The sequence below is a fragment of the Nostoc sp. ChiQUE02 genome, from assembly GCF_034531305.2.
In the GTDB taxonomy this organism is placed as follows: domain Bacteria; phylum Cyanobacteriota; class Cyanobacteriia; order Cyanobacteriales; family Nostocaceae; genus Nostoc.
This window is the reverse complement of sequence record NZ_JAVRBN020000068.1, coordinates 1-23,508: the sequence shown is the minus strand read 5'-3', so window position 1 is coordinate 23,508 and position 23,508 is coordinate 1. Positions and strand designations below refer to the sequence as shown.

Annotated in this window: 19 protein-coding genes and 1 other RNA gene; 6 read left to right on the top strand and 14 right to left on the bottom strand. The window is 42.1% G+C overall.

The window, feature by feature from the left end:
• Positions 1 to 470 precede the first annotated feature (470 nt).
• A complete protein-coding gene (psb32, locus tag RM347_RS32790; protein ID WP_322721999.1) occupies positions 471 to 1,208 on the top strand; it encodes a photosystem II repair protein Psb32 in 738 nt (245 codons plus the stop codon).
• Between the two features lie 66 nt (positions 1,209 to 1,274).
• Here psb32 and RM347_RS32785 read toward each other — a convergent pair whose 3' ends face one another.
• From RM347_RS32785 to RM347_RS32775, 3 genes are all read right to left on the bottom strand, one after another.
• Positions 1,275 to 1,658 carry a DUF4346 domain-containing protein gene (locus tag RM347_RS32785; protein WP_322722000.1) on the bottom strand — a complete coding sequence of 128 codons (384 nt, stop codon included), beginning with the start codon at positions 1,656 to 1,658 and terminating at the stop codon, positions 1,275 to 1,277.
• Between the two features lie 90 nt (positions 1,659 to 1,748).
• The gene (locus tag RM347_RS32780; protein WP_322722001.1) at positions 1,749 to 2,930 is read right to left on the bottom strand and encodes a GNAT family N-acetyltransferase; all 1,182 of its coding nucleotides are present in this window, start codon (positions 2,928 to 2,930) and stop codon (positions 1,749 to 1,751) included.
• 120 nt (positions 2,931 to 3,050) lie between these two features.
• The gene (locus RM347_RS32775; RefSeq protein ID WP_322722002.1) at positions 3,051 to 3,791 is read right to left on the bottom strand and encodes a RibD family protein; all 741 of its coding nucleotides are present in this window, start codon (positions 3,789 to 3,791) and stop codon (positions 3,051 to 3,053) included.
• Between the two features lie 293 nt (positions 3,792 to 4,084).
• Here RM347_RS32775 and RM347_RS32770 point away from each other — a divergent pair, with 293 nt between their 5' ends.
• Entirely contained in the window at positions 4,085 to 6,214 is a 2,130-nt protein-coding gene (locus RM347_RS32770; RefSeq protein WP_322722003.1) for a sensor histidine kinase, read from the top strand.
• Between the two features lie 49 nt (positions 6,215 to 6,263).
• Here the strand turns inward: RM347_RS32770 and RM347_RS32765 are convergent, their stop codons facing one another.
• The 6 genes from RM347_RS32765 to groL all read right to left on the bottom strand — a co-directional run bounded on the left by RM347_RS32765 (position 6,264) and on the right by groL (position 13,055).
• Positions 6,264 to 7,313: a Gfo/Idh/MocA family protein gene (locus RM347_RS32765; RefSeq protein ID WP_322722004.1), complete on the bottom strand. Its 1,050-nt coding sequence runs from the start codon at positions 7,311 to 7,313 to the stop codon at positions 6,264 to 6,266.
• 329 nt (positions 7,314 to 7,642) lie between these two features.
• Positions 7,643 to 8,362, bottom strand: coding sequence for a ribonuclease III (gene rnc, locus RM347_RS32760; protein ID WP_322722005.1), 720 nt, complete (start codon positions 8,360 to 8,362; stop codon positions 7,643 to 7,645).
• A gap of 200 nt (positions 8,363 to 8,562) precedes the next feature.
• An RNA gene (gene rnpB, locus RM347_RS32755) (RNase P RNA component class A) lies at positions 8,563 to 8,986 on the bottom strand.
• Between the two features lie 46 nt (positions 8,987 to 9,032).
• Positions 9,033 to 9,731 (bottom strand): hypothetical protein, encoded by a 699-nt coding sequence (locus RM347_RS32750; protein ID WP_322722006.1) that lies wholly within the window; start codon positions 9,729 to 9,731, stop codon positions 9,033 to 9,035.
• A gap of 64 nt (positions 9,732 to 9,795) precedes the next feature.
• Positions 9,796 to 10,938, bottom strand: a complete 1,143-nt coding sequence (corA, locus tag RM347_RS32745) for a magnesium/cobalt transporter CorA (RefSeq protein ID WP_322722007.1) — start codon at positions 10,936 to 10,938, stop codon at positions 9,796 to 9,798.
• A gap of 443 nt (positions 10,939 to 11,381) precedes the next feature.
• Positions 11,382 to 13,055, bottom strand: a complete 1,674-nt coding sequence (groL, locus tag RM347_RS32740; protein ID WP_322722008.1) for a chaperonin GroEL — start codon at positions 13,053 to 13,055, stop codon at positions 11,382 to 11,384.
• 157 nt (positions 13,056 to 13,212) lie between these two features.
• Here groL and RM347_RS32735 point away from each other — a divergent pair, with 157 nt between their 5' ends.
• Complete coding sequence (locus RM347_RS32735; protein WP_322722009.1) at positions 13,213 to 14,295, top strand: MraY family glycosyltransferase; 1,083 nt, start codon at positions 13,213 to 13,215, stop codon at positions 14,293 to 14,295.
• A 155-nt stretch (positions 14,296 to 14,450) separates the two neighbouring features.
• On the opposite strand, the gene RM347_RS32730 is transcribed toward RM347_RS32735, so the two are convergent.
• The 3 genes from RM347_RS32730 to RM347_RS32720 form a co-directional block, all read right to left on the bottom strand.
• Complete coding sequence (locus tag RM347_RS32730; RefSeq protein WP_322722010.1) at positions 14,451 to 14,627, bottom strand: hypothetical protein; 177 nt, start codon at positions 14,625 to 14,627, stop codon at positions 14,451 to 14,453.
• A gap of 421 nt (positions 14,628 to 15,048) precedes the next feature.
• Complete coding sequence (arfB, locus tag RM347_RS32725; protein WP_322722011.1) at positions 15,049 to 15,465, bottom strand: alternative ribosome rescue aminoacyl-tRNA hydrolase ArfB; 417 nt, start codon at positions 15,463 to 15,465, stop codon at positions 15,049 to 15,051.
• 47 nt (positions 15,466 to 15,512) lie between these two features.
• Positions 15,513 to 15,767 (bottom strand): RNA-binding S4 domain-containing protein, encoded by a 255-nt coding sequence (locus tag RM347_RS32720; protein ID WP_273767590.1) that lies wholly within the window; start codon positions 15,765 to 15,767, stop codon positions 15,513 to 15,515.
• A 393-nt stretch (positions 15,768 to 16,160) separates the two neighbouring features.
• On the opposite strand from RM347_RS32720, the gene dpdE reads away from it, so the two are divergent.
• The 3 genes from dpdE (at position 16,161) to RM347_RS32705 (ending at position 21,858) form a co-directional block, all read left to right on the top strand.
• The gene (gene dpdE / locus RM347_RS32715) at positions 16,161 to 19,469 is read left to right on the top strand and encodes a protein DpdE (protein WP_322722012.1); all 3,309 of its coding nucleotides are present in this window, start codon (positions 16,161 to 16,163) and stop codon (positions 19,467 to 19,469) included.
• Between the two features lie 235 nt (positions 19,470 to 19,704).
• Positions 19,705 to 20,844, top strand: coding sequence for a DUF4350 domain-containing protein (locus RM347_RS32710; protein ID WP_322722013.1), 1,140 nt, complete (start codon positions 19,705 to 19,707; stop codon positions 20,842 to 20,844).
• Between the two features lie 63 nt (positions 20,845 to 20,907).
• Positions 20,908 to 21,858: an AAA family ATPase gene (locus tag RM347_RS32705; protein ID WP_322722014.1), complete on the top strand. Its 951-nt coding sequence runs from the start codon at positions 20,908 to 20,910 to the stop codon at positions 21,856 to 21,858.
• A gap of 219 nt (positions 21,859 to 22,077) precedes the next feature.
• Here RM347_RS32705 and RM347_RS32700 read toward each other — a convergent pair whose 3' ends face one another.
• Both RM347_RS32700 and RM347_RS32695 read right to left on the bottom strand, forming a co-directional pair.
• A complete protein-coding gene (locus RM347_RS32700; protein ID WP_322722015.1) occupies positions 22,078 to 22,395 on the bottom strand; it encodes a hypothetical protein in 318 nt (105 codons plus the stop codon).
• Positions 22,396 to 22,455: 60 nt separating this feature from the next.
• Positions 22,456 to 23,496, bottom strand: a complete 1,041-nt coding sequence (locus tag RM347_RS32695) for a pentapeptide repeat-containing protein (RefSeq protein ID WP_428850660.1) — start codon at positions 23,494 to 23,496, stop codon at positions 22,456 to 22,458.
• Positions 23,497 to 23,508 lie beyond the last annotated feature (12 nt).

The window sequence follows — 23,508 nt, the reverse complement described above, 5'->3', positions numbered from 1 at the left end:
TCCGAAGGTTTTGGTGCGTTAGCCTACGGCATAACACACCCTACGTGTATTTCAAAAATCAAATACTAGTCCTATATATATTATCGATATAACTAAAATATTGGGAAAATGCAGATATCACCCATGAATGGGTAAAACAGGAAAAGATACTTGCAGATATGAAAAAATATGCTTGATTCTGCCAAAAATATTGATCGTACGATATGATTTCTAGATGGTTTGCAAATTCCGCCCTAAACATTTGGGTTAATTCCCAAAATGGGCGGTATTTCTTGTCACTAGCAAGGGTGTTAGCGTCAGGTTAGTCCTTGCAGCTGCCCTCAGAACAAGTTTGTGCAATCAAAAAATCCCGTACAATATCTATCTACTGGCAGTAGCAGAAATTTCATCCTGGAGAAAACCGAGAACGAGGTGATTTTTGCAGTGGTTCTGTAGTATTTTTGGTGCAAGTCTGTCTTAGAGATCACACGATGAAACAGCTCCTCAAACAAGTATTTAACAATCAAAAACACCTCATCCAGCTAATTCTACCTTTGGTGACGGTTATCTTAACAGCCTCGCTGTTTGCCGCACCTGCTTTAGCCACAGGGGTGTATCAATTACCCAACCTGACAGCAGGGAATGACACCTGGGTTTTAGATCAAGCTGAAGTCATCAGCCGTCTGAATGAAGGTAAGATTAGCAGCGCTTTAGAGGATTTGGCAAAGCAAACAGATAAAGAAGTCAGAATTGTTACTGTTCGCCGCCTTGACTACGGTGAAACACCGGAAAGCTTTACCAAAGAACTGTTTGAAAAATGGTTTCCCACAAAAGAAGCCCAAGCTAATCAAACCTTATTAGTTATTGATACAGTTACCAACGGTACCGCCATTATTGCTGGGGATCAAGTCAAGCCTTTGCTCACTGACTCTATTGCCGAGAGTGTAGCTACTGAAACAGTAAGTGTGCCGTTACGGAATGGTAACAAATACAATCAGGCATTTCTAGATGCAAGCGATCGCCTTGTCGCTGTCCTCTCCGGCAAAGCCGATCCAGGGCCACCCCAAATCACTGACAATGTACAGGTAGAAGGAACCTACAAGAAAGCAGAAGAAACCAACCAAAGTAACGCTACTGCTTGGGTAGTAGGATTATTAATTGCCGCCACCGTTATCCCAATGGCGACCTACTACATCTATCAGATAAATCAGCCGTCATCTGATGGGTAATGGCAAAGTTAGGAGTTAAGAGTTATGAATTTCTAACTCTTAACTTTTAACTCCTCACTCCTAACTTTAATCTTGAACATACTCTTGCCCTGTAACTAAAGCCACCTCAGCCCGAACAAATTCTCGACCCAAATAAGCTGCATGATCTAATTGAGTTACAGGAGAGGGCTGAGTTTCTTCAAAAATCTTCACGCAAAGTTCTTTCGCCGTCCTCGCACTAAAAACTGTCGTGTGAGTTCGTTCCACCTTTTTTCGTGCCGGAATTACTTTTCCCGTTTCTGGATCGACAGCTAAACCACGCTCATCAATCACATTTGTAAAATGCTTGGCATATATTAACCCTGCATCTCGATCCAAATAAATAATAAAATATCCACCGGGATCGAGGTCAATATGACGCTGGGAAAGTTTATCATCAATTGCGGCTAAATCTTCAAGTATCAAATCCATAAGCATTATAAAAAGAAATTTTCTTTTTTCAGGGTTTTTACACTCTATATCAAGTGTAATTCGTCGTTCACCCTCTGCCCTGGCAAACTTTTAAGAATCTCGGTTACTAAATGGCAACTCTGCATTAATTGCCTCAATCTCTTGCTGTTCGAGTTGATTCACCTCCTTAATATAGGGACGGATAATTTGTCCTAAACGATTATTGTAAAAGCGGTGCAGACTGTGATTGGGCATAGCAGGGAAACCGCGTCGTTTTTTGTGGCGTCCACCTGCACCAGGGTCAAAAAGTTGGATATTGTTAGCGATCGCCCACTCAATCGGCGCATAATAGCAAGCATCAAAATGTAAGCAATCTATTTCTTGAAAACTCCCCCAATAGCGTCCATAGAGTTTGTCACCTTTAAACAAACAAAAAGACATTCCTAAAGGATGAGAATTATCTTCCTCGCTATATGCGGCAAAAAACAGGACTCGATGGCGATAATCGGCGTGTAGCTGTTCAAAAAATCGCTGTGTGAGATACTTGCTACCCCACCAGCCAAACTTATCACAGGTGTCAGCATAAAACTGGTACATCGAAGGAAATAAAGAGTAGGGAATTTCATCACCACTCAGCGGTTGCAATCGTAAACCGGCTTTTTCCACAGCTTTGCGTTCCCGCTTGATATTGCGGCGCTGATTAGCATTAAACACTTTCAAGTAGTCATCAAAAGTTTTAAAACCAGCATTTTCCCAGACGTAGCTGTGGTGCAGCCAAGTTGTAAAGCCATGCCGTTCCAGCATTGGACGCCATTCGGGATCAACATAAAGAAAATGACACCCAGAAATTCGATTTTTGGAGCAAAAAGTGTCAATCTCATGAACTATTATCGCTGTGATTTCATCCTCATCTTCTCCTGGGGCAATTAAGAACCGATAGCCTTCAGCAGGAGTAAATGGTGTCATTCCCAGCAATTTGGGATAATACTGGACTCCGATGCGATCGGCTAACTCTGCCCATTGGTGATCGAAAACAAATTCACCAGAACTATGTCCTTTAAGATAAAGTGGCGCAGCAGCAATCAACGTTCTATCTCGCCACAATGTCAAGTGATTTGGCAACCAACCGGTTTTAGCCGTAGCACTCTGGGAGGTTTCGAGATTGTTCAGCCACTCCCATTCTAAAAATGGCGTTTTGAGTGGCATTGCCAAAGCATTCCAGGCATTTTGGGGTACTTCAGCGATTTTGTTCGTCCAAACGACAGAATAGCGAGGCTTAAGTTGTTCCACCATATTAGGGGAGTAGGAGTGGGGACTGGAGAAGAAGCAGGGGAGCAGGGAGCAGGGAGCAAGGGAGAAGAGTTTTCCCTTCTGCCCCTCTTTTCAATCCCCAATAACTTTACTTAGCGTAATCTAATCTGCTGGTCGTTGCAGGCGATAGTGCAAAAACACTTCTTGCTCAACTGTATGAACTTCTAGAAGTTGCAACTTAGGAGCTAAATCGGGTAAAAATCCTTTCCCTTCGACCGGTGTGGGTGCAGTATTACCACCTAAAATCAGCGGACAGACAGTCAGCCATAATTCATCAATTAAATCTAATGCCAGTAAAGAAGCGACTAATTCACCCCCACCCAAGACCACCAAGCGTGTTATATGTAGAGTGGCTAGATGCTTCAAGGCTGCGAGAATATCAATTTCTCGCGTTGGTGTTTCAAAAACCAGAATCTGCTCAAATTCTGGAGGGCACTCCTCTGCTTTGGTTCCCAGAGTTGAGGGAAGCGTCTGTAAGCGTCCTTTCCATGAAAGTGCTCCCGCTGTTGTCGTGAGTAACCACCGTCTAACTGGTTGCTTAAAAAAGTGAATTTCCGGATTGAGGTTTGCAGAGTGTGTAGTCACTATATGAACTGGCTGCCGAGGCTTCCCTTCTTGTACCCGAAGTTCCACTAGAGTTGGATCTAATACAGTAAGTGTTGTTCCATAAGCCCGGAGAGTACCAGCACCGAATAAAACCGCATCAGAGGCAGCGATTTGTTTTTCTAAGTGTGCTTTATCAACCCTTGAGCCAAACCGAGCAGGCGATCGCCTAAAATCTGCTATTTTGCCATCTGCACTCATTGCTAAAACAACTGTAGTATGAGGACGATGTTGCAACATTAGATTGATTTGATAGTTTGAATATTTTCTTGGCTAGTGTGTAGATTCTCAAAAAATACATGCCTGCAAGTGACTATTTTATAATTTCACCACTGTATTTATATGCAACAAAAATCGCTTTCACATCTGGCATATATGACTTTTGGTATACCACGTTTCTTTTTGAATTATAGCAATTTGTTATTTTTAAACATTGAAAATAAAATTCTGATAATTTAATAAAATGTCTCATCTAGCTCGTTTAATTACATATCTTTGCTGTTGTGGTTTGCGGATGCAAAGTGAGACGCTCAATGACTAATTCTCGCCAATCTTCCTTTCGTCGAATTTTAGTAACGAGAATATTGCTGCTGTTCGTCCCAGTTTTACTTATAGGCGAGATTGTTGCCTTGAATAAGGCACGTTCTAGCATATTGGGAACTGCACGTCAAAATCTAACAGAAAGCGCCATCAGCAAAGGGGAGAGAATTGGAGATGCGATCGCTATCCTAAAAGCTAATTTGCTGAGTGTAAGTAAAACAACAGTAATTCCGTCGGGTTCGCCCATACAAGAGCACGAAATTCTTACGCAGTTAAGGCAACAACTTCCAGCCAGTATTGAGTGCATCCAATTAACGAATCTCCTCAACCAGAAAATAATTGCCAGTAGCTGTGGGGATCAAGCAATTGGAGAATTGATATTACCTTTTCCTGGTGACGGAATTGATGTCAAAGCAATCTTCCCGCCAAACGCAGGAATGACTGGTAAAAGAAATACACAAAATCAACTGCGATTAGTATTATCTGCACCAGTGTCCGATAGCCGAAGAAATTTAGTTTACGGCTTAAGTATTCAGTCTGCATTATACCAACAGACCAGAAATCCGCCGGGATCGCTCACAGGCGCTATGGTAGTGATTGCTGAAGATGGGACAATTTTGGCACACCCATTCACTGACTGGGTGGGAACTAATATTAATCAGCACCCAAACGCTTCCCAACTCAAGAGCATAATTAAAAATGCTATTACAGGACGAAACGATTCGGTAAATTTGTTTTTTACACAGGGGAAAGAATTAGTCGCTGGCTATACAGCTATTGCAAATCCACTCAGCCAACAGCAACAGCAAAAATGGATAGTCTTAGCTGTTACTAGTGTCGATAATGCACTTTTTGGTTTAGAGGAAATTAAACTAATTCTCATCGTTTTGACAGTTGGTTTGATTGGTGCAAGTTTGTTAGCATCCCTATATCTAGCTCCTTACTTGGCACGTCCTGTAGAAGAATTGCGAGACTACGCTCTCAATATTCACTCTCACCACGCTGCACAACCAGTTCCGCACAATTTCCAAATTCGGGAATTCAATCAACTGGCCCAAGCATTAGACCAAATGGTAGAACGGCTCAAAGCTGGGGCAGAAGAACTAGAAATAGCTTGGAAAGAAGCAAAAACTGCTAACCAGATTAAAAGCCAGTTTTTGGCTACGACTTCTCATGAATTGAGAAACCCATTACATACTATTATTAACTGCATTCGCGTGGTTGAAGATGGCTTATGTGATAGCCGCGAAGAAGAAATGGACTTCCTCAAACGTGCCAATGAAACAACGATTCACTTGTTAAATATTATTAATGATTTACTGGATATTTCTAAAATCGAAGCAGGTAAGCTTTCTGTAATTACCACACCTCTTGACCTCCGACAACTATTGCTAGAGGTGATTAATTTACAATCAGTTAATGTTCAACAAAAGGGCTTGCAATTGAAATGCGAGTTAGCTCCTCAAGCAATACCAATTAAGGCAGACGCAGCAAAACTGAAGCAGGTGCTAATTAATGTTATCGGCAACGCCACTAAGTTCACCGACACAGGAAGCATCACCATTGCTACAGAAATTCAACATAGTAATGGTACATCTCAAGTAGTGGTTGCTGTCAAAGATACAGGTATAGGCATTGATCCCACTCAACAGCACAAACTATTTCGCCCCTTTGTGATGGTGAATGGCACAACCACCCGCCAGTTTGAAGGTACTGGACTGGGACTAGCAATTTCACGAAACTTAATCGAACTCATGGGAGGTAGCATTACTCTTGAAAGTACGGGACTTCATCAAGGTACGACACTGAAGATTACCTTACCCTTGATTGATATCTCGCTGTTACCTGTTGTCAAGAAAGATGAAAATGTAGGGGATCTTGGATTTTCCTCTGGGAATAAGGGGGCAAAAGCAAGCCAATACTCTAGCCTACAGGAGTCTGGGGGAAGTACCTCTTTGAAGATTAACAAATCTGTAAAAGCTGGTGTAGACAAAGAGAAGTCAATGAAGTTCCAGGTGTTACTTGGGAATGAGACTTACGAGATTAGTCTTTCGCCGCAGCAAACTATCTTGGTAAGTCTTCCAAAAACAGAAGTTTATGCGAATGGGACTTCTGAAAGGTAACCTTTGCTAGACTCTAATTCAAAAAAAGAAATTTGAATTTTCCTGAAGATTAAGGTTGAGAGTGCTTGTCAAGAAAAACAGGTTGGCCGCCTTGCTCAAGAGATACTGTTAGAGCAGCAAGAATTTCTACTAACTCAGTGCCTACCCAGCCGGACGAAACCTCTGAGGAAGTATTGTTAAGAATAGAGACAACAAAGCAGGAGCAAACCCGCCCCAATGGTTCCCCTGGCTCTAATTCCAGCACTATCTGCCTTTGATTCACAGGAATAAATTGATTGCCCTGCTGCTCAAACTCCCCATGTAACAGGGTGAGAGGTGACGATCGCGACATTTCATCAAAAATCAAGCTACCAAGGCTACCGACAATCCCCAGCCGTCGCTGCTTATCAGGATTCAGCCAGCACAAGTGAATATAAGCTTGAAAGCCATCTGGGTATGTTAGTGTTAGCCATACTAAATCAGCCAAACCTTGAGATGGAGAGTGATTCCCTTGTCCCTGTAGCCACACCGTACCTGTTGCTTGTACTTTCACAGGAATCTGACCCAGCCAAGCGTTAAAGATAGCAATATCGTGAATAGCTAAGTCCCAGAGCGCATCAACATCTTGGCGCACAGGCCCCAAATGGGTGCGGGTGGCGTAGCCATAGCGTAAATCACCTAATTTACCCGCCTGTACTACAGTTTTTCCTCGCTCAACTGCTGGGTGAAATAAATAAGTGTGGTCAACCATTAGTATCAAATGATGCTGCTCTGCTAACTGGCAAAGTTCGCGACATTCTACGCGATCGAGAGTTAGCGGTTTTTCAGCTAAAACATGGTATCCCTGTTGGAGAGCATCTTTAATTAAAGGATAGTGGGTGGTAGCCGGAGTTGCGATCGCCACCCCTGTCAACCCTGGCACTTTCTTCAAATCTTCCCATTGGGTTGTTAATACTACATCATCATCTAAATTAAACTGCTGTTTGACCGCCGCCAATCGTTCTGGATGGGGATCTACTACAGCAACTACATCTACTTGGGGATGTGCTAAGAAATTCCGCAGCAGATGCACTCCCCAACGCCCAACTCCGATAACAGCAATTTTAATTTGGTTTGTCATTTGTTATTTGTCATTTGTCACTTGTACTGAGCGGAGCCGTAAAGCCTGCGGCATAGCTACGCTTCGGGCGCAGCCTCTCGTAGAGAAGTATTTGTCATTTGTCATTAGTTATTAGTCATTTGTATATAAAGGACTAGAACACCAATTCAGGAATCCTCGAAGAACCTCTCCCCCAACCCCTCTCCGAAACGGAGAGGGGAGTTTGGCTCCCCCTTCCCTAGCAGGGAAGGGGGCTAGGGGGTTAGGTTCTTGATTACTGAATCGATGCTCTAGGGACAAATGACTACTGACAACCAACTGATTATCAGTTTATCAGCCTTATTTTTGCTTCAGTGGTTTTCCGGTTTAGGGATTGCTAAAAAAGCTACCTTAGCTGCGGCTTGTTCGGCAGTTTTGATCGAGCGTCCCTTACCTTCTCCGAGTTTGTTTCCGTGCAACCACACTTCAGCCATGAAACGTTCTTGATTACGGTGCGGTTGAGTGACTTCCACAACTCGATATTCTGGTAAAACTTTAAATTGTGCCTGAGTCCATTCTTGGAGAGCAGCTTTGTAATTAAGTCTGGCAGGATCGAGGCGAATTTCTGTTGTTAGTTCTTGGAAGTGGGGATCTAGCCAAGAGCGGATCAGTTCCAGATTTTGAGTACTTAAGTAAAGCGCACCCAGAACTGCTTCAAAAGCATCTGCCAGTCGTGACTCTTGACCAACTTTATCAGCGGTAGCACTACCAGCGACTAGTAAGTATAACTCCAAACCATAAACTCTTGCCAATTGGGCGAGGATGCGATCGCTCACCAATACCGAACGAATTGCCGCAAAATCCCCTACTGGACAATCGGGATAATTTTCCCATAACACAACAGCCGACACCAGCCGCACCACTGCATCGCCAACAAACTCCAACTGTTCATAATTTGCCGATTCAGAAACAGTGGGATGAGTTAGCGCTAAATCCAGCAGTTCCCACTTTATAGGTGCCTCTAACGACAAACCTAATTTTTGGACTAAACTTTCGAGCTGCCGCTGACGGCGTGGATAGGGAAGAGGCATTACATGACAAGGGGAAGGGGGCAGGGGGACTTGGGGCCCCCACGGAGTGGGGATTGGGGGAGAGGGGGCAGGCTTGCCGTGAGCGTAGCCGAACGGGGGCAGGGGAAAAATACTAACTTCTGACTCCGAACTCTTAACTCCTGTACAGACGCGATTAATCGCGTCTCTTCTAACTCAGCACTCAGCACTAAAAAAAGGGGGGAGAGAGCAGGACATAAGCCGGGTTCTGTTCTCTTGCGAGGGCAGTTATCTATCTGGGACGCCTGTTACCAGACGCCTCTAGCGGCTCTCGTTGAGCGGAACTGGTAAAAGACCAACCGTAGTTCCTATCGCCTTGCTCCCAACCGGGGTTTACCGAGCCAGCACCTCTCGATACTGCTGGTGCGCTCTTACCGCACCTTTGCACCCTTACCAGATCAATTAAAAATGTAAAATTAAAAATTAAAAATTATTCATTTTAGATTTTTAATTTTTAATTTTTAATTAATCTGGCGGTATCTTTCTGTGGCACTATCCTCACGATCACTCGCACTGGACGTTATCCAGCAAGTTTGGTCTTTCGGGAGTCCGGACTTTCCTCAAACCAGTGACTATGACTGATCTGCAACCACCTGCGCCTACTCTCTCCTTAGATCCAGTGTAATCTTGGATGGCATAGTCTGTCTGGTTGCTATTGCTTTTTTTTATTCCAAGGTAAAGCGTAAGTCCAAGGTAGTTTCCTGACTGTGAAAGGACAATTGATAATGCTAATGGGAGGAAAATCACGACCTGGGGCTAGACCTAAACGCACCTCAGATACTCTGAGTACCAGTTGTAGGGAAAAGTCCAACTCCTTTCTTCTGTTAATAAAGTCGTTGTACAACTTTTTTTGCCCTTTTTGCAGCCCGTTGATATCAATTAGTGGTTTTTTGGCTGAATAGGTTCCAGCTTCTTTATCGCGCTCGAAGACATCTTCTGCTGTCACCGTTTCAGAAAGTGTTTTCTTAGGGGCAATCAGGCTAGGACTTTGGGGTACTGCTAAGTCGCGGGTTAAGTCTGGTGATTTGCGAATCACGCGGCGCGATTGCTTGCTATGTTCAACTACTAAAGAACTGTTGTCCCAGTCAACGTATACGGCAATATTTTCAGATTTATTTTCAATACTAATTCCTAAATCTTTCAGATCGTCAATTGGGTATGAGGGTTTGAGTTTAAAGGAAATTCCAATTTTATCGTCGAGATTTTGTTCTTTGAGTTGCTCATCAACGATTCCTTTTTTAAACTCAAACTTAATTTGGTCGTCTATGGATTCAACCATGCGGTTAAAAACATAGGAAACACCGATAATATAAATCGTCAAAACTACTAAATTCTGGTCGCTACTCCTCATAACTCAGAATCTTAACTCCCGGTGCTAATGAATGTATATTGGACTCATCGCTCATCTGCAATTTTTAATTGCGCTTGATTGTTACAGAATTTTGCAGCCAGCCTCGTCGCCAAAAAAAGAATAGCAAACTAAGTGCGATCGCTCCCATTATTGCCAAGCAAATTGGGTAACCCCAATACCAATTCAATTCAGGCATATTATATGGCGATTTATCAGTATTGAAATTCATACCATATATTCCTGCAACAAAAGTCAGTGGGATAAATATTGATGAAACCACCGTTAGCACCTTCATGATTTCATTCATTTTGTTGCTGACTGCCGAAAGGTACACATCCATTAATCCAGATGCTAGTTCTCGGTAAGTTTCTACCATATCCATCACTTGCACCGTATGGTCATAACAATCTCGCAAGTAGATTCGTACTTCTTCGCCAATCAGTTCGCTGCCATCTCGAATCAAAGAATTAATTGCATCTCGCTGGGGCCAGATAGCACGACGTAGTTGCAATAATTCTCGCCGAATTTGATAAATATTTTGTAGTGTTTGTGGGGTAGGTCTGACTATTACCTCCTCTTCTAATTCTTCGATTCGCTCACCATAAAGCTCCAGTACCGGGAAAAAGCCATCAATAATCGCATCTAACAGAGCGTAAGCTAAATAATCGGTTCCCTGTTTGCGAATGATACCTTTGTTTTTTTCAATTCGCGATCGCACTCCTTCAAAACAATCATGTTCTGGTTCTTCTTGGACTGTAAGCAAATAATTTTTGCCTAATATCAAACTCACTTGTTCGCTGTAAAAACCACATGTTCTTTCTTTTGGAACTACCATGCGGGCAATGAATAGTAATTGGTCTTCGTAATCCTCTGTTTTCGGACGTTCTGGTACATTAACTATATCTTCTAAAACTAGAGGATGTAACTCAAAAACTTTACCTAATCGTTGTAATATATCTTGACTACCTAAACCTTGTACGTCTACCCAAGAAATAGATTCCGTATCAAGATAGGGAATAGATTCTTCTGGAGTAGCTATTTGTTCACGGATGAAATTAGTTTGGTTATAGTCAATCAAGAAAATTATCGGTAGTGGAGCATCTGCATCAATAAAAATTGTTCCAGGTACAGTCCCTGGTTGGTGATAGAACTCATCTTCATGTGGCTTATTTAATATTTTGGAAAGGCGACGCAGTTTTCGTGCCATGCAATATTACCTAATAGTTATTAGTTACTTGTCATTTGTCATTAGTAAAAATAATTGACTCGTGGCAACTGACAACTTACACGTAATTTTACAAAAATTAATACAAAGACGGCAATTTCTAGATTGAGCAATTATTTAGGTTGCTAATTTGGTCATCAACATTTTATTGGTAGTCTGTTGTACTTACAACTAAGCACTTAAAAGTTTCATAATTACAGCTATTTTCAGATAAATAGTGTCGCTTCGTAGAGGCACAGCAATGCTGTCCCCCTATGATCCGTGTGGTTTAAATAGATGAAAACTGCTGTAAGTTTATTTACGTTCAGTGAGTTACCAGCAATACAGATAACATATTGCTTCTGAATCAGCAATGGTAAGTATAAAAAAACAGTTTGCCTTGGCAAGACAAACTGCTTAAAAAATTTTATTTGGGTGAATTGAAGTTAGAACATGCCCATGCCGCCCATACCACCCATGCCGCCCATACCACCCATACCGCCCATGCCGCCCATATCAGGCGCAGGAGCAGCGGATTTCTTCTCTGGCTTTTCAACAACGATCGCTTCGGTGGTTAAGACCAAACCAGCAATGGAACCAGCGTTTTGCAAAGCTGAACGCACGACTTTGGCAGGGTCAATAATACCAGCCGCGATCAAGTCTTCAAATTCGCCAGTAGCGGCGTTGTAGCCAATGTTGAAGTCGCTATCCCGGACTTTCGAGACGATCACAGAACCTTCAGCACCAGCGTTGTCTGCTATTTGGCGCAAGGGGGCTTCTAGCGCTCGTTCGACAATATCAGCCCCAATTCTTTCTTCGTCATTTTGTAAGGTCTTTTTAATCGCTTCTACCGCCTTAGCTAAGTGAATTAAGGTTGTGCCACCACCAGGAACAATACCTTCTTCCACAGCAGCTTTAGTAGCGTTGAGCGCGTCTTCAATCCGCAGTTTACGGTCTTTGAGTTCGGTTTCGGTTGCCGCACCCACTTTAATCACTGCCACGCCGCCAGCGAGCTTGGCGATGCGTTCTTGCAGTTTTTCTTGATCGTATTCAGAATCGGTTTCTTCCAACTGTCTGCGAATTTGACCAATCCGTTTTTGTACTTCTGGTTTGGTGAGACTACCAGCGACAATTGTGGTGCTTTCTTTGTCAATGGTGATTTTGCGGGCAGTTCCCAAAGCTTCTAGAGCAGCGGTATCCAAGCTTAAGCCGATTTCTTCCGAAATCAACTGTCCATCGGTGAGAATAGCAATATCTTCTAACAAAGCTTTGCGGCGATCGCCAAACCCAGGCGCTTTAATCGCAGCGACGGCTAGTACACCCCGCGCTTTGTTCACTACCAAAGTTGCCAAAGCATCACCTTCGACATCTTCAGCGATGATCAGTAAGGGCTGACCAGAACGAGCAACTTTTTCCAAAATTGGCACTAAATCTTGAATGCTGCTGATTTTTTTATCAGTAACCAAGATCCGGGCATTTTCAAATTCGACTATTTGCCGCTCGTTGTTGGTGACGAAGTAGGGAGAAATATAACCCCTGTCAATCTGCATCCCCTCAACCACTTCTAATTCGGTAGTTAAGGATTTTGATTCTTCAACGGTAATCACACCATCTTTGGTGACTTTTTCCATTGCTTGGGCTAGCATATCGCCAACTTCTTCATCGTTACCAGCAGAGACAGTAGCAACTTGAGCGATCGCACTTCCTTCTACTGGCTTGGCTACCTTGGCAATTTCTTGCACCAGTGCCTCAATAGTTTTGTCGATCCCGCGTCTCAAGCTAACTGGGTTACTACCCGCCGCGACGTTCTTCAAACCTTCCCGAATCAAGGCCTGTGCTAAAACTGTGGCGGTGGTTGTACCATCCCCAGCGACATCTTTAGTTTTTGAGGCCACTTCTTGGATGAGTCTTGCACCAGTATTTTCCAAAGGATCTTCTAATTCAATTTCCTTGGCAACAGTGATACCATCGTTGACAATTTGAGGTGCGCCAAATTTTTTCTCTAAAAGGACATTGCGACCTTTGGGCCCCAAGGTGATTTTTACGGCATCGGCAAGGGCGTTAACACCCCTTTCTAGAGCTCGCCGCGATTCCTCGTCAAATGCAATAATTTTCGCCATGTTTTATTTCTCTAGCGCTTCCATTAGACAATTTAGCACTCACAGAGCAAGAGTGCTAATCTCCCCAGCGGCTCAAGTTACAAATGGAAATAAAAAAATTGATTAATATACAGGTGATGCTCATTTTAGATACAGGCAGTAATGCTTGAATTGGGAGATGAATCTAGACAACTCCCTTAAGTCCCTCGGTATTGCCGACCCTAGCGGCACCGGCTGGTTGGCGGTAGTATTTACGTTCCTCTTAGCTTGGCTTGTAACGTGGCGTTTAATTCCGACAGTACGCAAATTCGCCTTGCGGGTAGGTTGGGCTGACCAACCTAACGCACGGCGACTCAATCGAGAACCTTTGCCCAATGCAGGGGGGCTGGCTATTTATGCAGGTGTGATTGCCGCGCTGGTATTAGCTAGCCTTTTACGACCCATCGAACTCCAAAATGTATTGGCTCAGGTGCTCACTATTCTGTTGGGGGGTTCGATATTAGTTCTTGTGGGCTTTATCGACGATCAATTCGGCTTACCGCCCTCTGTTCGATTGTGGGCGCAAATTGTCACGGCGCTGTTGCTGGTAGCTAATGGCATTAGTGTCCAAGTTCTGTTTGGCACCCCCATCGACTCGCTCCTGTCCATGTCGCTGACAGTACTATGGGTAGTAGGAATTACCAACGCCATCAACTTGATGGATGGTATGGATGGTTTGGCAGGAGGAATCAGCTTTATTACCGCCATGAGTTTGTTGGGCGTTGCAGCCCAATTTAACAATCGTGCAGCGGCAATCTTGGTACTCGCAGCTTTGGGAGGTGCTGCACTGGGCTTTTTACGCCATAACTTCCATCCGTCACGAATTATTATGGGTGATGCTGGAGCATACTTTTTCGGCTATGTGCTGGCAGCAACTAGTATTTTAGGCAAACTGCAACAAAACACAGTTTATGCGCTAATTCCTACGGTTTTATTTCTGTTGTTACCAGTGCTAGACACCACTCAAGTATTTGTGCGGCGGCTACTAGCAGGCAATAACCCTCTCAGTACTCCTGGCAAAGACCACCTGCATCACCGCCTACTGGCTTGGGGACTTTCCCAGCGCAATGCTGCGTTCACGCTTTGGTCAATTACCTTAGTTTTCAACTTGCTGGCGATGAGAATACAAGGTATGAGTTTGGCTGTGATGCTGGCTACTGCCAGTAGCATTATCATTCTTTTGGGCTTTACTGTCTGGCAAAGGATACGCCAACAGCCCTAGTTGCTTGTAGGGTGGGCATTACAATACCGCACTGGCTCCCCTACAGTAATTTTATTTTTACTTTATAAATCGTCTCTTAAGGAAGGCACTAAAGCGATCGCTCCTTGGAAGGGGCTTTTTCATGTAAAACCCTATTTTATTTTTGAATTTTTCTTTTATGACTTTTTCGGGTCGGTGTCACCACCAATAATTGCTTGGAATACGTCCCCTAGTAAAAAGAAAAACCCCGCAACTAACAGTACAAGCATTAAACTAGCAAGGGCAGCAAAGGGAGAAATGATGAACAAGATTAAAAGCCCAAACATCAAAATTCTTAGTAATGTATTATTCATCTTTTTTCCTATTTGATAATACTTGCTACTCTGACTATAATTTAGTAAATAATAAATAGACTAGAGCCGAAAGAATGAATTAGTCTTAGCTCTTTGGTAAGATTTTATAATTAAATTGAGTGACAAATTTTTAGTAATTTTTCCAATCTAAGCCAATCAAAAAAGTATAGTTGTTATCAAAGCAACAGGCTGGAATTTACCTTAAGTTCTCGAAATAATGAGTTGCTCTGGGTAAGTTATAAGAGAACGTTTAAAAAGTAGTGGCTGATGTATAAAAAATTTTAGATCATCATCCTCCTTTGTCAGGAGGACTTTGAGAAGTTTATTTCCCCTTTTTAAAGATAGTGGTTATTGAAAAAAGTGGTAGCATGAAGCGAAGTTATCTTGTAATAAATCGTGTTTTCTATGAATAATCGATGACTCAACAATCTGTCACCTGCCCTCTGTTAGACTTAACCTGTCCGCGCTTACTTTTGTGGTCAAGGCGCTTTCTTTGAGAACTGCGAGTTGGTTTAGTGGGTTTGCGTTTTATCGTCACGACAACTGCACTTTGAATGAGTTCTTGAAGTCGTTTCAACGCTGACTCCCGATTGTTCTCTTGGCTTCGGTGTTCCTGCGCTTTGATGACGATGACTCCTTCCTGTGTAATGCGTCGATCGTTGAGCTTTAAAAGCTGTTGTTTATAGTAATCGGGTAATGATGACGCCGCAATGTCGAAGCGCAAGTGAATTGCAGTAGAAACCTTATTCACATTTTGACCTCCCGCTCCTTGGGAGCGAATCGCACTAATTTCAATATCACTCTGTGGGATAAAAACTTTGTTGGAAATTTGCAGCATTACTCGCAAGGCAAAAGAGAAACTTTTAAATTTAGGATAAACATCCTTTACTCAGTTTGTTCGGCAAAATCTATTACTACGTCTTGGTCTTCATTGTTGTTTAAATTTACCTCTAAAGTCTGTCCTTGTATTGTAACTTTATCGCCCGGTACTAGTCGCCGTCCTCGTCGGGTTTCCAGCATTCCGTTTACTTGGACATCACCACCTTGAATCATCAACTTGGCTTGCCCTCCAGTTGGCACTATACCCATCAACTTTAAAAATTGATTTAACTTAATTGTGTTGTCTCTGATTTTCTTCATAGTAAATAAAACTACATTACCTTAATTGTATCGTGGCGCGATCGAGGTAAAGCGTGAATTTATCGAGCTATATATCAGCCCAGATGAAATTAAATGAAACCGAAAGTACTTTGTCCAGTTTAAAGTCTAGTCCCAAACTGATATGCGGGTCTTGAACGCTGCTGAGTCTATCAATCGGAAGATGAATTTATACTCAAAAGTCAGTAATCTGAGGTAAAAGTACAAATATGCTGACTTGAGTAAGCTTTGTATCTTCGTAAAAGCATAGCGATCGCTAAAACGAAAAACTGTAATACCAGTTTATTATCTATAATGTTGATCGACAAAACTGCCAGATATGGGTTAAAAAACCAGTCTGGAAGGTTCTTTTAGTGTGTTCAGGGGACTGGATCTATGATTAAGCTTGGTTTATTGGTACAGTCCCAGAATAACTATTTGGGTATCGGAAAAGTTACCGAAATATCTGATGCCAATGCGAACGTTGAGTATTTCTGCTCTATAGGACAACGTCTTCAAAAAACTTTACCTTTAAATTCGCTCTCTCAGGTCAAGCTTGAACCCCAGGCTCGATGCTATATTAAGTCCCCAACCCAGGATAAATGGATAGTTGGCAGAGTTTTCATCTGGGATGAAGATACAGAAATGTATCAAATTGATTTACCAGACAAGAAAACTGCGATCGCTTCTGTTGAAGATATTTACGTTCGTTGTAATCTACCAAATACAGACCCCATTGAAACTCTGGCGATGAAGGGTCACGAAACGCCCTACTTCCACGATAAAAGATTGGCTTTCGTGAAATCCTTGATTAAGCAACGCGCTGTGAGTCGCGGGATGACAGGACTGATTTCGGCAAATATCAATCTTTATCCTCACCAAGTTGAAGTAGTCCGGCGGGTACTGGAAGACCCCATTCAACGCTACTTGCTAGCAGACGAGGTGGGACTCGGAAAAACCATCGAAGCTGGTGCGATTCTCCGTCAATTCCTCCTGGATGAACCGAAAAAAGGGGCGGTGGTATTAGTTCCGCAATATTTGCTTAAACAATGGCGGACTGAGTTAGAAAACAAGTTTTACATCTCCCATTTTGGCAAACGGGTAGCGGTGCTGGCGGTTGAAGATATCCATAAAATCAACCTGAAAGCGAAGATCGGCTGCTTAATTTTAGATGAAGCTCATCATATTGCAGCAATGGCGACCTCTAAGGATGCAACAGTGCGCCAGCGTTTTCAGACTTGCAAAGAACTTGCTCATAAAAGCGATCGCTTACTTTTATTATCTGCCACACCTGTTCTCAACCATGAGCAGGATTTTCTGGCCATGTTGCACTTGCTCGACCCAACAACCTATAAACTTGGTGATTTAGAAGGTTTTCGCGCCAAAGTTGAAAGCCGTCAGCAAATTGGTAAAGTTCTGCTTTCTTTTAAAGAAGATGCGGAGCCTGCTGTTCTCAAAAGCAACTTGCAGCAACTACGAAACCTCTTTGCTGAGGATGAGTATTTACTGAAGCTGGCGGATGATTTAGAAAATTTACCAGCAAATTCTACTGAGCAAGAGCAAATCGTCCAAGCGATTCGCGTCCACGTCAGCGATACCTATCGACTACACCGCCGAATGCTTCGCAACCGTCGCGCTGCGGTAGAAGATGTGATATTTGACCGGAATTTTACGCCCAAAGAAGAGTATGATTTAGACGAGCGATCGCTTGATATCCACGAACTGCTCAATCAATGGCGTAGTGTTGCTCCTGGTGAAAAGCAATATCAGCGAATTTTTCTGTTGTTGTTCCTCGCTTCTGGTACTTGGTTAGGCATTTTAGAGCAGGTAATTACTGCCCGGTTAACTGGTAAGCCTCATGCTAAACTCATCCAGGAGTTTAAAGAAGATGATATTCGCCTATTAACTACAACCCCCAAATTCTCAGGGGAAGAAGAGATTCTGCAAGCCTTCCTAAAAATTATTCGTCAACCTCAAGAGGACGGAGAACGGAGGGAAAATTTGAAAACAGTACTGTTGAATCAGCTAGGTACGTACTTCAAAATTCCCGCAAACGTTCGGAAGAATCAAAACGAATTCATCACGAGGATACAGCAGAGAATCAAGAGACCAATTACTGGCGATATTCTGCCCAAATTTATTGTATTTACCAGTTTTGTGCAAAGTTGTGGCGAAATTGTCCGATATTTATCTGATACCTTTGGTGCAGAGACAGTAGCAAAACATCAATTTGGAGAACCACCAGACAAGGTTGAGGAAGGCTTAAATAGGTTCAAGAATAACCAAAACTGCTTTATTCTAGTATGCGATCGCTCTGGAGAAGAAGGGCGTAACCTCCAGTTTGCCGATTGGTTAATTCATTTTGACCTTCCTTGGTCGCCTAATCAATTAGAACAGAGAATTGGCAGACTTGACCGCATTGGCAGCAAAATTGGCATCCAATCCTGTGCCTTGATTGGCCCCTATTTGGAAGATAGCCCTCACAATGCTTGGTATAAAGTATTAAAAGATGGGTTTGGTATTTTCCAACAATCAATTGCCAGTCTCCAGTTTTATGTGGATGAGAAACTTGCAGAATTAGAAACAGTCTTGTTTCAATCAAGTGCTGCTGGCTTGTTAGAGATGATTTCGCCCATTCAAGAGCAAATTGAAGCTGAAATAGCAAAAATTAGCGAACAGAATGCTCTAGATGAAATTGACGCTAACGATGAAATTGCCACCGAGTATTTTCAAGAGCTAGATAATTACGATGCTTGTCATCTAGATATGAAACGAGCAATTGAAGGCTGGATTTGTGACGCGCTGGGATTCAGAGGACTCAATAACCCCGATTCATCAGAGATGCGACGTTATCAACCCTCAACGCGGACATTGGTTCCCATAAATGAGTTAAAAAACCGTTTTGCTGATAGTTACCTCGACCAATTTGGTACTTATAATCGCAGAGTGGCAAACCAGAATCCTGGTATTAAACTCTTTCGAGTTGGAGAAGGATTTGTCGAAGCACTCTTGAACTATGTAAACTGGGATGACCGAGGTGAAGCCTTTGCAATGTGGCGCACTGATGCATCTTTGGATGCGAAAGAAGGGAAGGAGTGGTTCGGTTTCCAATGCAATTATGTAGTGGAGGCAAATTTAAGAAATGCCAAACAAGTTTTACTAGATAACAAACTAGATAATTCTCAATTCAAAAACTTGCAGCGGCGTGTCGATGCTCTCTTTCCACCAATTATAGAAACTATCTATGTTGATGGTCGTAAGGAGCCAATACGCGTTGTTGAAGATAAAGCTCTTTTAAGTATCTTGCAACGTCCATATAAAGATAAAAACAACAATCAAGGACGAGATTACAATCTGGCAAAAGAGCGCTTAGGAATTATTGACGATTTTGTTGATCCTAGTAAATGGCAAAATTTTTGCTATCAAGTGCGTAACACTTCTTCGGAATTACTCTCTAAGCGTCCCGATTTTATTGAGTTGTGCCAAAATTGTGCTCAGATCGCCGAGAAGAAATTAGCCAATAGAGTAGAACAATTACGGCTGCGTCTGAACCAGCAAAGTTGGGATAATGCATTAGCTGAAGAATTGAAGATAGAAACTGCTTTAAATGCAGCCATTCTCCAAGGAATTCGCCAGCCCCAGATTAGGCTTGATTCTGTCGGATTTATTGTTGTATCGGGGCGATCGCTTGTGCAATTTGAGTGATATCATGTGAGGTTAAATAGCCTTAGTTAGTATACTAACCCCACCCCGTCAAAGAGGTGGGGTTTTTTAGGACTTCCAAATAAGTGTATTTTTGCTGAAGCATTTTGTATCGTTTGTTACCAAAACTGTTTTAATGCAGGATTTCATAAAATTAATAATATTTTTGACTTTACCTGAAAAATAAGTAAGCATTAACACTAGTGATCCAGAAACGAAGTGATTATAGCGATCGAAAATGAAACGTTCAAATCGCCTTGCTTGGATGGGAGCGATCGCACTCGCTGCGATCGTTTTACTTAGTTTATTCGCGGCTCCTAATAATACTAAAATTAACACTGGCTCTACTTATAACCGCGCCTCCGATGGTTATGGTGCTTGGTATGCTTTTATGCAACAGCAGGGAATTTCTATCAAGCGCTGGCAAAAGCCTTTTAGTGACATTCAGCCAGATAATAGCCCAGTTACTCTACTACAGATAGGCGGCTATCCAAGGGAGACAACACTAGATAGTCAAGAGCAGGAATGGGTAGAAAAAGGGAATACTTTGATAATTTTGGGTGCGGGGGGGCGGGTTACAGAAGCGGAGTTTAGCACTATGCAAAAATCTTCCCAAGGTAATATTAAAATTGATACACGTAGACGATATAAAAAAGCTAACTCCCAGCAAGTTGATTTAGGCGATCGCTTTGGTGCTGTTGTCTGGGAAAAAAATTACAAGCAGGGAAAGGTGATTTTTTCTACCACTCCTTATTTAGCTGCCAACGCCTACCAAGATTATTTAAGTAATTTTAAGTATTTAGCTAGTTTGGTTGCTGAAAAAGGTAACACAGTATTTGTGGATGAATACATCCACGGCTATAAAGATGCCGATGTCAGAAAGAAAGAAAGCGAAGGAGATTTATCTAGTTTCTTTGCTAAAACTCCTTTATTTCCAATATTGATACAGGTAGGTATCCTGCTATTAGTGCTAATTTGGGCGCAGAATCGCCGCTTTGGTAAGCCAGTAGCTTTAGATACACCAGTTGCAGATAACAGCGAAGCATACATCCAAGCTTTAGCGGGAGTGTTGCAGAAAGCTGATACCACGGACTTTGTTGTAGAGATGGTGGGTAAACAAGAACAACTACAACTCCAAAAAGCCTTGGGATTAGGGCAAGTACTTTTAGAACGCCAAGCCTTAATCAATTTCTGGATAGAAAAAACAGGCACAAGTGCAGCAGAACTAGATGCAGTTTTAAAGCTACAATCTCGCAAACAACCCATCAGTGAACGAGACCTGTTAAGCTGGTTGGGGAAATGGCGAACCATTAGACTAATTCGTAATGACGCTCGTTCCTCTCTACGAGACGCTACGCGAACGCTACCGCTACGCTAACGTAATTAATTTTTGGGAATTATCCATAATATTTCTGCGTTAGTTATTTATCAATAAAAAAATATGAGCGAAACTCATCCTATCTTAATTCGCCTCGGTCAAGGTCTTAACCAAGTAATTGTCGGACAATCTAGCCTAATACAACAACTCTTAGTAGCACTGCTAGCGGGTGGACACGTAATTTTGGAAGGAGTACCGGGAACTGGTAAAACCCTTTTAGTAAAAGTATTGGCGCAGTTAATTCAAGGGGATTTTCGCCGGATTCAACTAACACCAGATGTTTTACCTTCAGATATTACTGGTACAAATATTTTTGACTTGAATAGCCGCAATTTCACTTTGAAAAAAGGGCCAATATTTACTGAAGTGCTGCTAGCAGACGAAATCAACCGTACTCCTCCCAAGACACAAGCGGCGCTACTGGAAGCGATGGAAGAGATGCAGGTAACGCTGGATGGTGAAAGTTTGCCCTTACCAGATTTATTTTGGGTGATTGCAACCCAAAATCCCCTGGAATTTGAGGGGACTTATCCCTTACCAGAGGCGCAGCTGGACAGATTTTTATTTAAGCTGGTGGTAGATTATCCCGATCAAGCTGCCGAAAAGCAAATGTTACTCAATCGCCAGGCGGGTTTTGCAGCAAGGCGTTTGGATATTAGCCGTTTGAAACCAATCGCAACAGTAGCCGACATTTTGCAAGCACGACAAGCAGTCAAAGAGGTTAAAGTATCAGAAGCGATCGTTGATTATTTATTGGCGTTGGTGAGAACATCGCGCCAATATCCTGATTTAACTTTAGGTGCATCGCCTCGCGCCGCTGGTGCTTGGTTGCAGACATCTCAAGCCCTAGCGTGGTTAGCTGGAAGAGATTTTGTGACGCCAGATGATGTTAAAGCAGTTGCATCGCCGCTGTTACGTCATCGCCTCATTTTGAAACCAGAAGCGATGCTGGATGGTTTACAAATGGATGCAGTAATTGCGTCGCTAATTAATCAAGTACCAGTTCCCAGGTGAAAAAATTTTTGTAAAACTATACAAGTAAAAGGCAAATTTATAGAGCAATACGCTTGTATTAGTAATAGACATCTCCAAAATAGTATATTTTGTGGTAATAAAGTTCTCGCAACGTCTTTTTACCACAAAAAGTGGAGGGGATAGAGCAATAGTTAACTTTGATAGGACTATTTGTTTATGGTAAATCTGGAATGATAGCTACTCTAATATTACTCAAAACTATAATTTCAAATCGTCTAATTCTTTCCACAAATTATTGATAAAATCCTGAGTCTCTTTTAAATTCATTTCTCCAAAAGCTTGCCATTCTTCAGGCGTAATTTTTTCATCGCTTTGAATCACTTCTTGTATCCAATAGGGTAAGTCCAAAGGGTTGTTAATTAATTGGTAGCTTTTTTCTAAAGCATTTTGACCTAAACTTTCTCGATTATATCGAGTAACGAAGCACAACTTTAGCAACTTAGCTAAATTACTTTCAGGAGGAATTAAGAGTAAAAAAGCCATAGTTTGAGCTAACGTATTTTTGTTAACTTCCATTAATCTCTATTCCTTTTTTTACAGGTTTAGGCTATCAAATCTCAGAAATTCTTGTTAAGATTATGCATGTTTTGACCCATCAGGCATAATAGCACCTTTTAGATAAGCTCCACGTAAGTCGTACTCACTGACATTAGCACCTTCGAGGTTAGCACCTGTTAAATAAGCATTCTTCATATCTGCACCACTAAGATTAGCATTGCTGAGATTTGCACCACTAAGATTTGTATCTCTTAAATCAGCACAAATCAAGTTGGCATAACAAAGGTTAGCACTACTAAGATTAGCATAACTAAGTTTAGCAAAACCCAAGTTGGCATAACTCAGATTAACACCAGTAAGGTTCACACGAGCCAGTAAAGCATTTCCAAGATTAGCATGATTAAGGTTGGCATGATTCATATCAGATTTAGTTAAATTAGCTTCACTTAAATCAGCTTTAGGAAGATTAATTCTGACTAGTTTTGCTCCAGGTAAATCTAAATTATTTAAACTAACTCTATCTTCATTCAAATCTTGTAAAGCAATAATTCTTGCAGGACTAACTTTTACACCATGAGCAGCATCAATAACACTCCAAGCTTGATAGTGAAATTCTTTTTTTCGGTCAGGGCTTTCTTTGATATATAGAATTAAAGCAGCCATGATACTAATAGGATCAACGTATGATAAAAGTCTAGATATAATTGAACCATCAGGAATAAAAATAAATAAGATAGCCAAAATAGAAGCAATGGAAATAGCCACTAACCATGTTGGTGATTTCCAAAACCAATCAAGAATCATTTTGAAACTATTTTGGATGAGTTTTATTGGTTTTAATATCGGTCTAGTTACTTTACTTAAATTAAGTTGCTCAGATACAGCCCTCATCTTCCTACCCCCTCTCCTACGCTTAGGCGAGACAGTTTCCCTCGTTAACGGAGTAAATGGTATAGCTTTGATTTCTGGTTGTTCTAGTTTTACCGCGACATCTACTCCTGCACCTTCTAACATTAACCCAGAGATAGTCATGTAAGTATCAACCCAAGCTTGTGCGACTTCGGGAGTCCAATCTTCTTGTAAATACTCTGCGAAAGTTTTTATTAAAATCTCGCCCACAAGGGGATAATA

Excerpts from the sequence above, each read along its gene's own strand:
- psb32 (WP_322721999.1), top strand. The coding sequence starts at position 471 with ATGAAACAGCTCCTCAAACAAGTATTTAACAATCAAAAACACCTCATC.
- RM347_RS32785 (WP_322722000.1), bottom strand. The coding sequence starts at position 1,658 with ATGGATTTGATACTTGAAGATTTAGCCGCAATTGATGATAAACTTTCC.
- RM347_RS32780 (WP_322722001.1), bottom strand. The coding sequence starts at position 2,930 with ATGGTGGAACAACTTAAGCCTCGCTATTCTGTCGTTTGGACGAACAAA.
- RM347_RS32775 (WP_322722002.1), bottom strand. The coding sequence starts at position 3,791 with ATGTTGCAACATCGTCCTCATACTACAGTTGTTTTAGCAATGAGTGCA.
- RM347_RS32770 (WP_322722003.1), top strand. The coding sequence starts at position 4,085 with ATGACTAATTCTCGCCAATCTTCCTTTCGTCGAATTTTAGTAACGAGA.
- RM347_RS32765 (WP_322722004.1), bottom strand. The coding sequence starts at position 7,313 with ATGACAAACCAAATTAAAATTGCTGTTATCGGAGTTGGGCGTTGGGGA.
- rnc (WP_322722005.1), bottom strand. The coding sequence starts at position 8,362 with ATGCCTCTTCCCTATCCACGCCGTCAGCGGCAGCTCGAAAGTTTAGTC.
- RM347_RS32750 (WP_322722006.1), bottom strand. The coding sequence starts at position 9,731 with ATGAGGAGTAGCGACCAGAATTTAGTAGTTTTGACGATTTATATTATC.
- corA (WP_322722007.1), bottom strand. The coding sequence starts at position 10,938 with ATGGCACGAAAACTGCGTCGCCTTTCCAAAATATTAAATAAGCCACAT.
- groL (WP_322722008.1), bottom strand. The coding sequence starts at position 13,055 with ATGGCGAAAATTATTGCATTTGACGAGGAATCGCGGCGAGCTCTAGAA.
- RM347_RS32735 (WP_322722009.1), top strand. The coding sequence starts at position 13,213 with ATGAATCTAGACAACTCCCTTAAGTCCCTCGGTATTGCCGACCCTAGC.
- RM347_RS32730 (WP_322722010.1), bottom strand. The coding sequence starts at position 14,627 with ATGAATAATACATTACTAAGAATTTTGATGTTTGGGCTTTTAATCTTG.
- arfB (WP_322722011.1), bottom strand. The coding sequence starts at position 15,465 with ATGCTGCAAATTTCCAACAAAGTTTTTATCCCACAGAGTGATATTGAA.
- RM347_RS32720 (WP_273767590.1), bottom strand. The coding sequence starts at position 15,767 with ATGAAGAAAATCAGAGACAACACAATTAAGTTAAATCAATTTTTAAAG.
- dpdE (WP_322722012.1), top strand. The coding sequence starts at position 16,161 with ATGATTAAGCTTGGTTTATTGGTACAGTCCCAGAATAACTATTTGGGT.
- RM347_RS32710 (WP_322722013.1), top strand. The coding sequence starts at position 19,705 with ATGAAACGTTCAAATCGCCTTGCTTGGATGGGAGCGATCGCACTCGCT.
- RM347_RS32705 (WP_322722014.1), top strand. The coding sequence starts at position 20,908 with ATGAGCGAAACTCATCCTATCTTAATTCGCCTCGGTCAAGGTCTTAAC.
- RM347_RS32700 (WP_322722015.1), bottom strand. The coding sequence starts at position 22,395 with ATGGAAGTTAACAAAAATACGTTAGCTCAAACTATGGCTTTTTTACTC.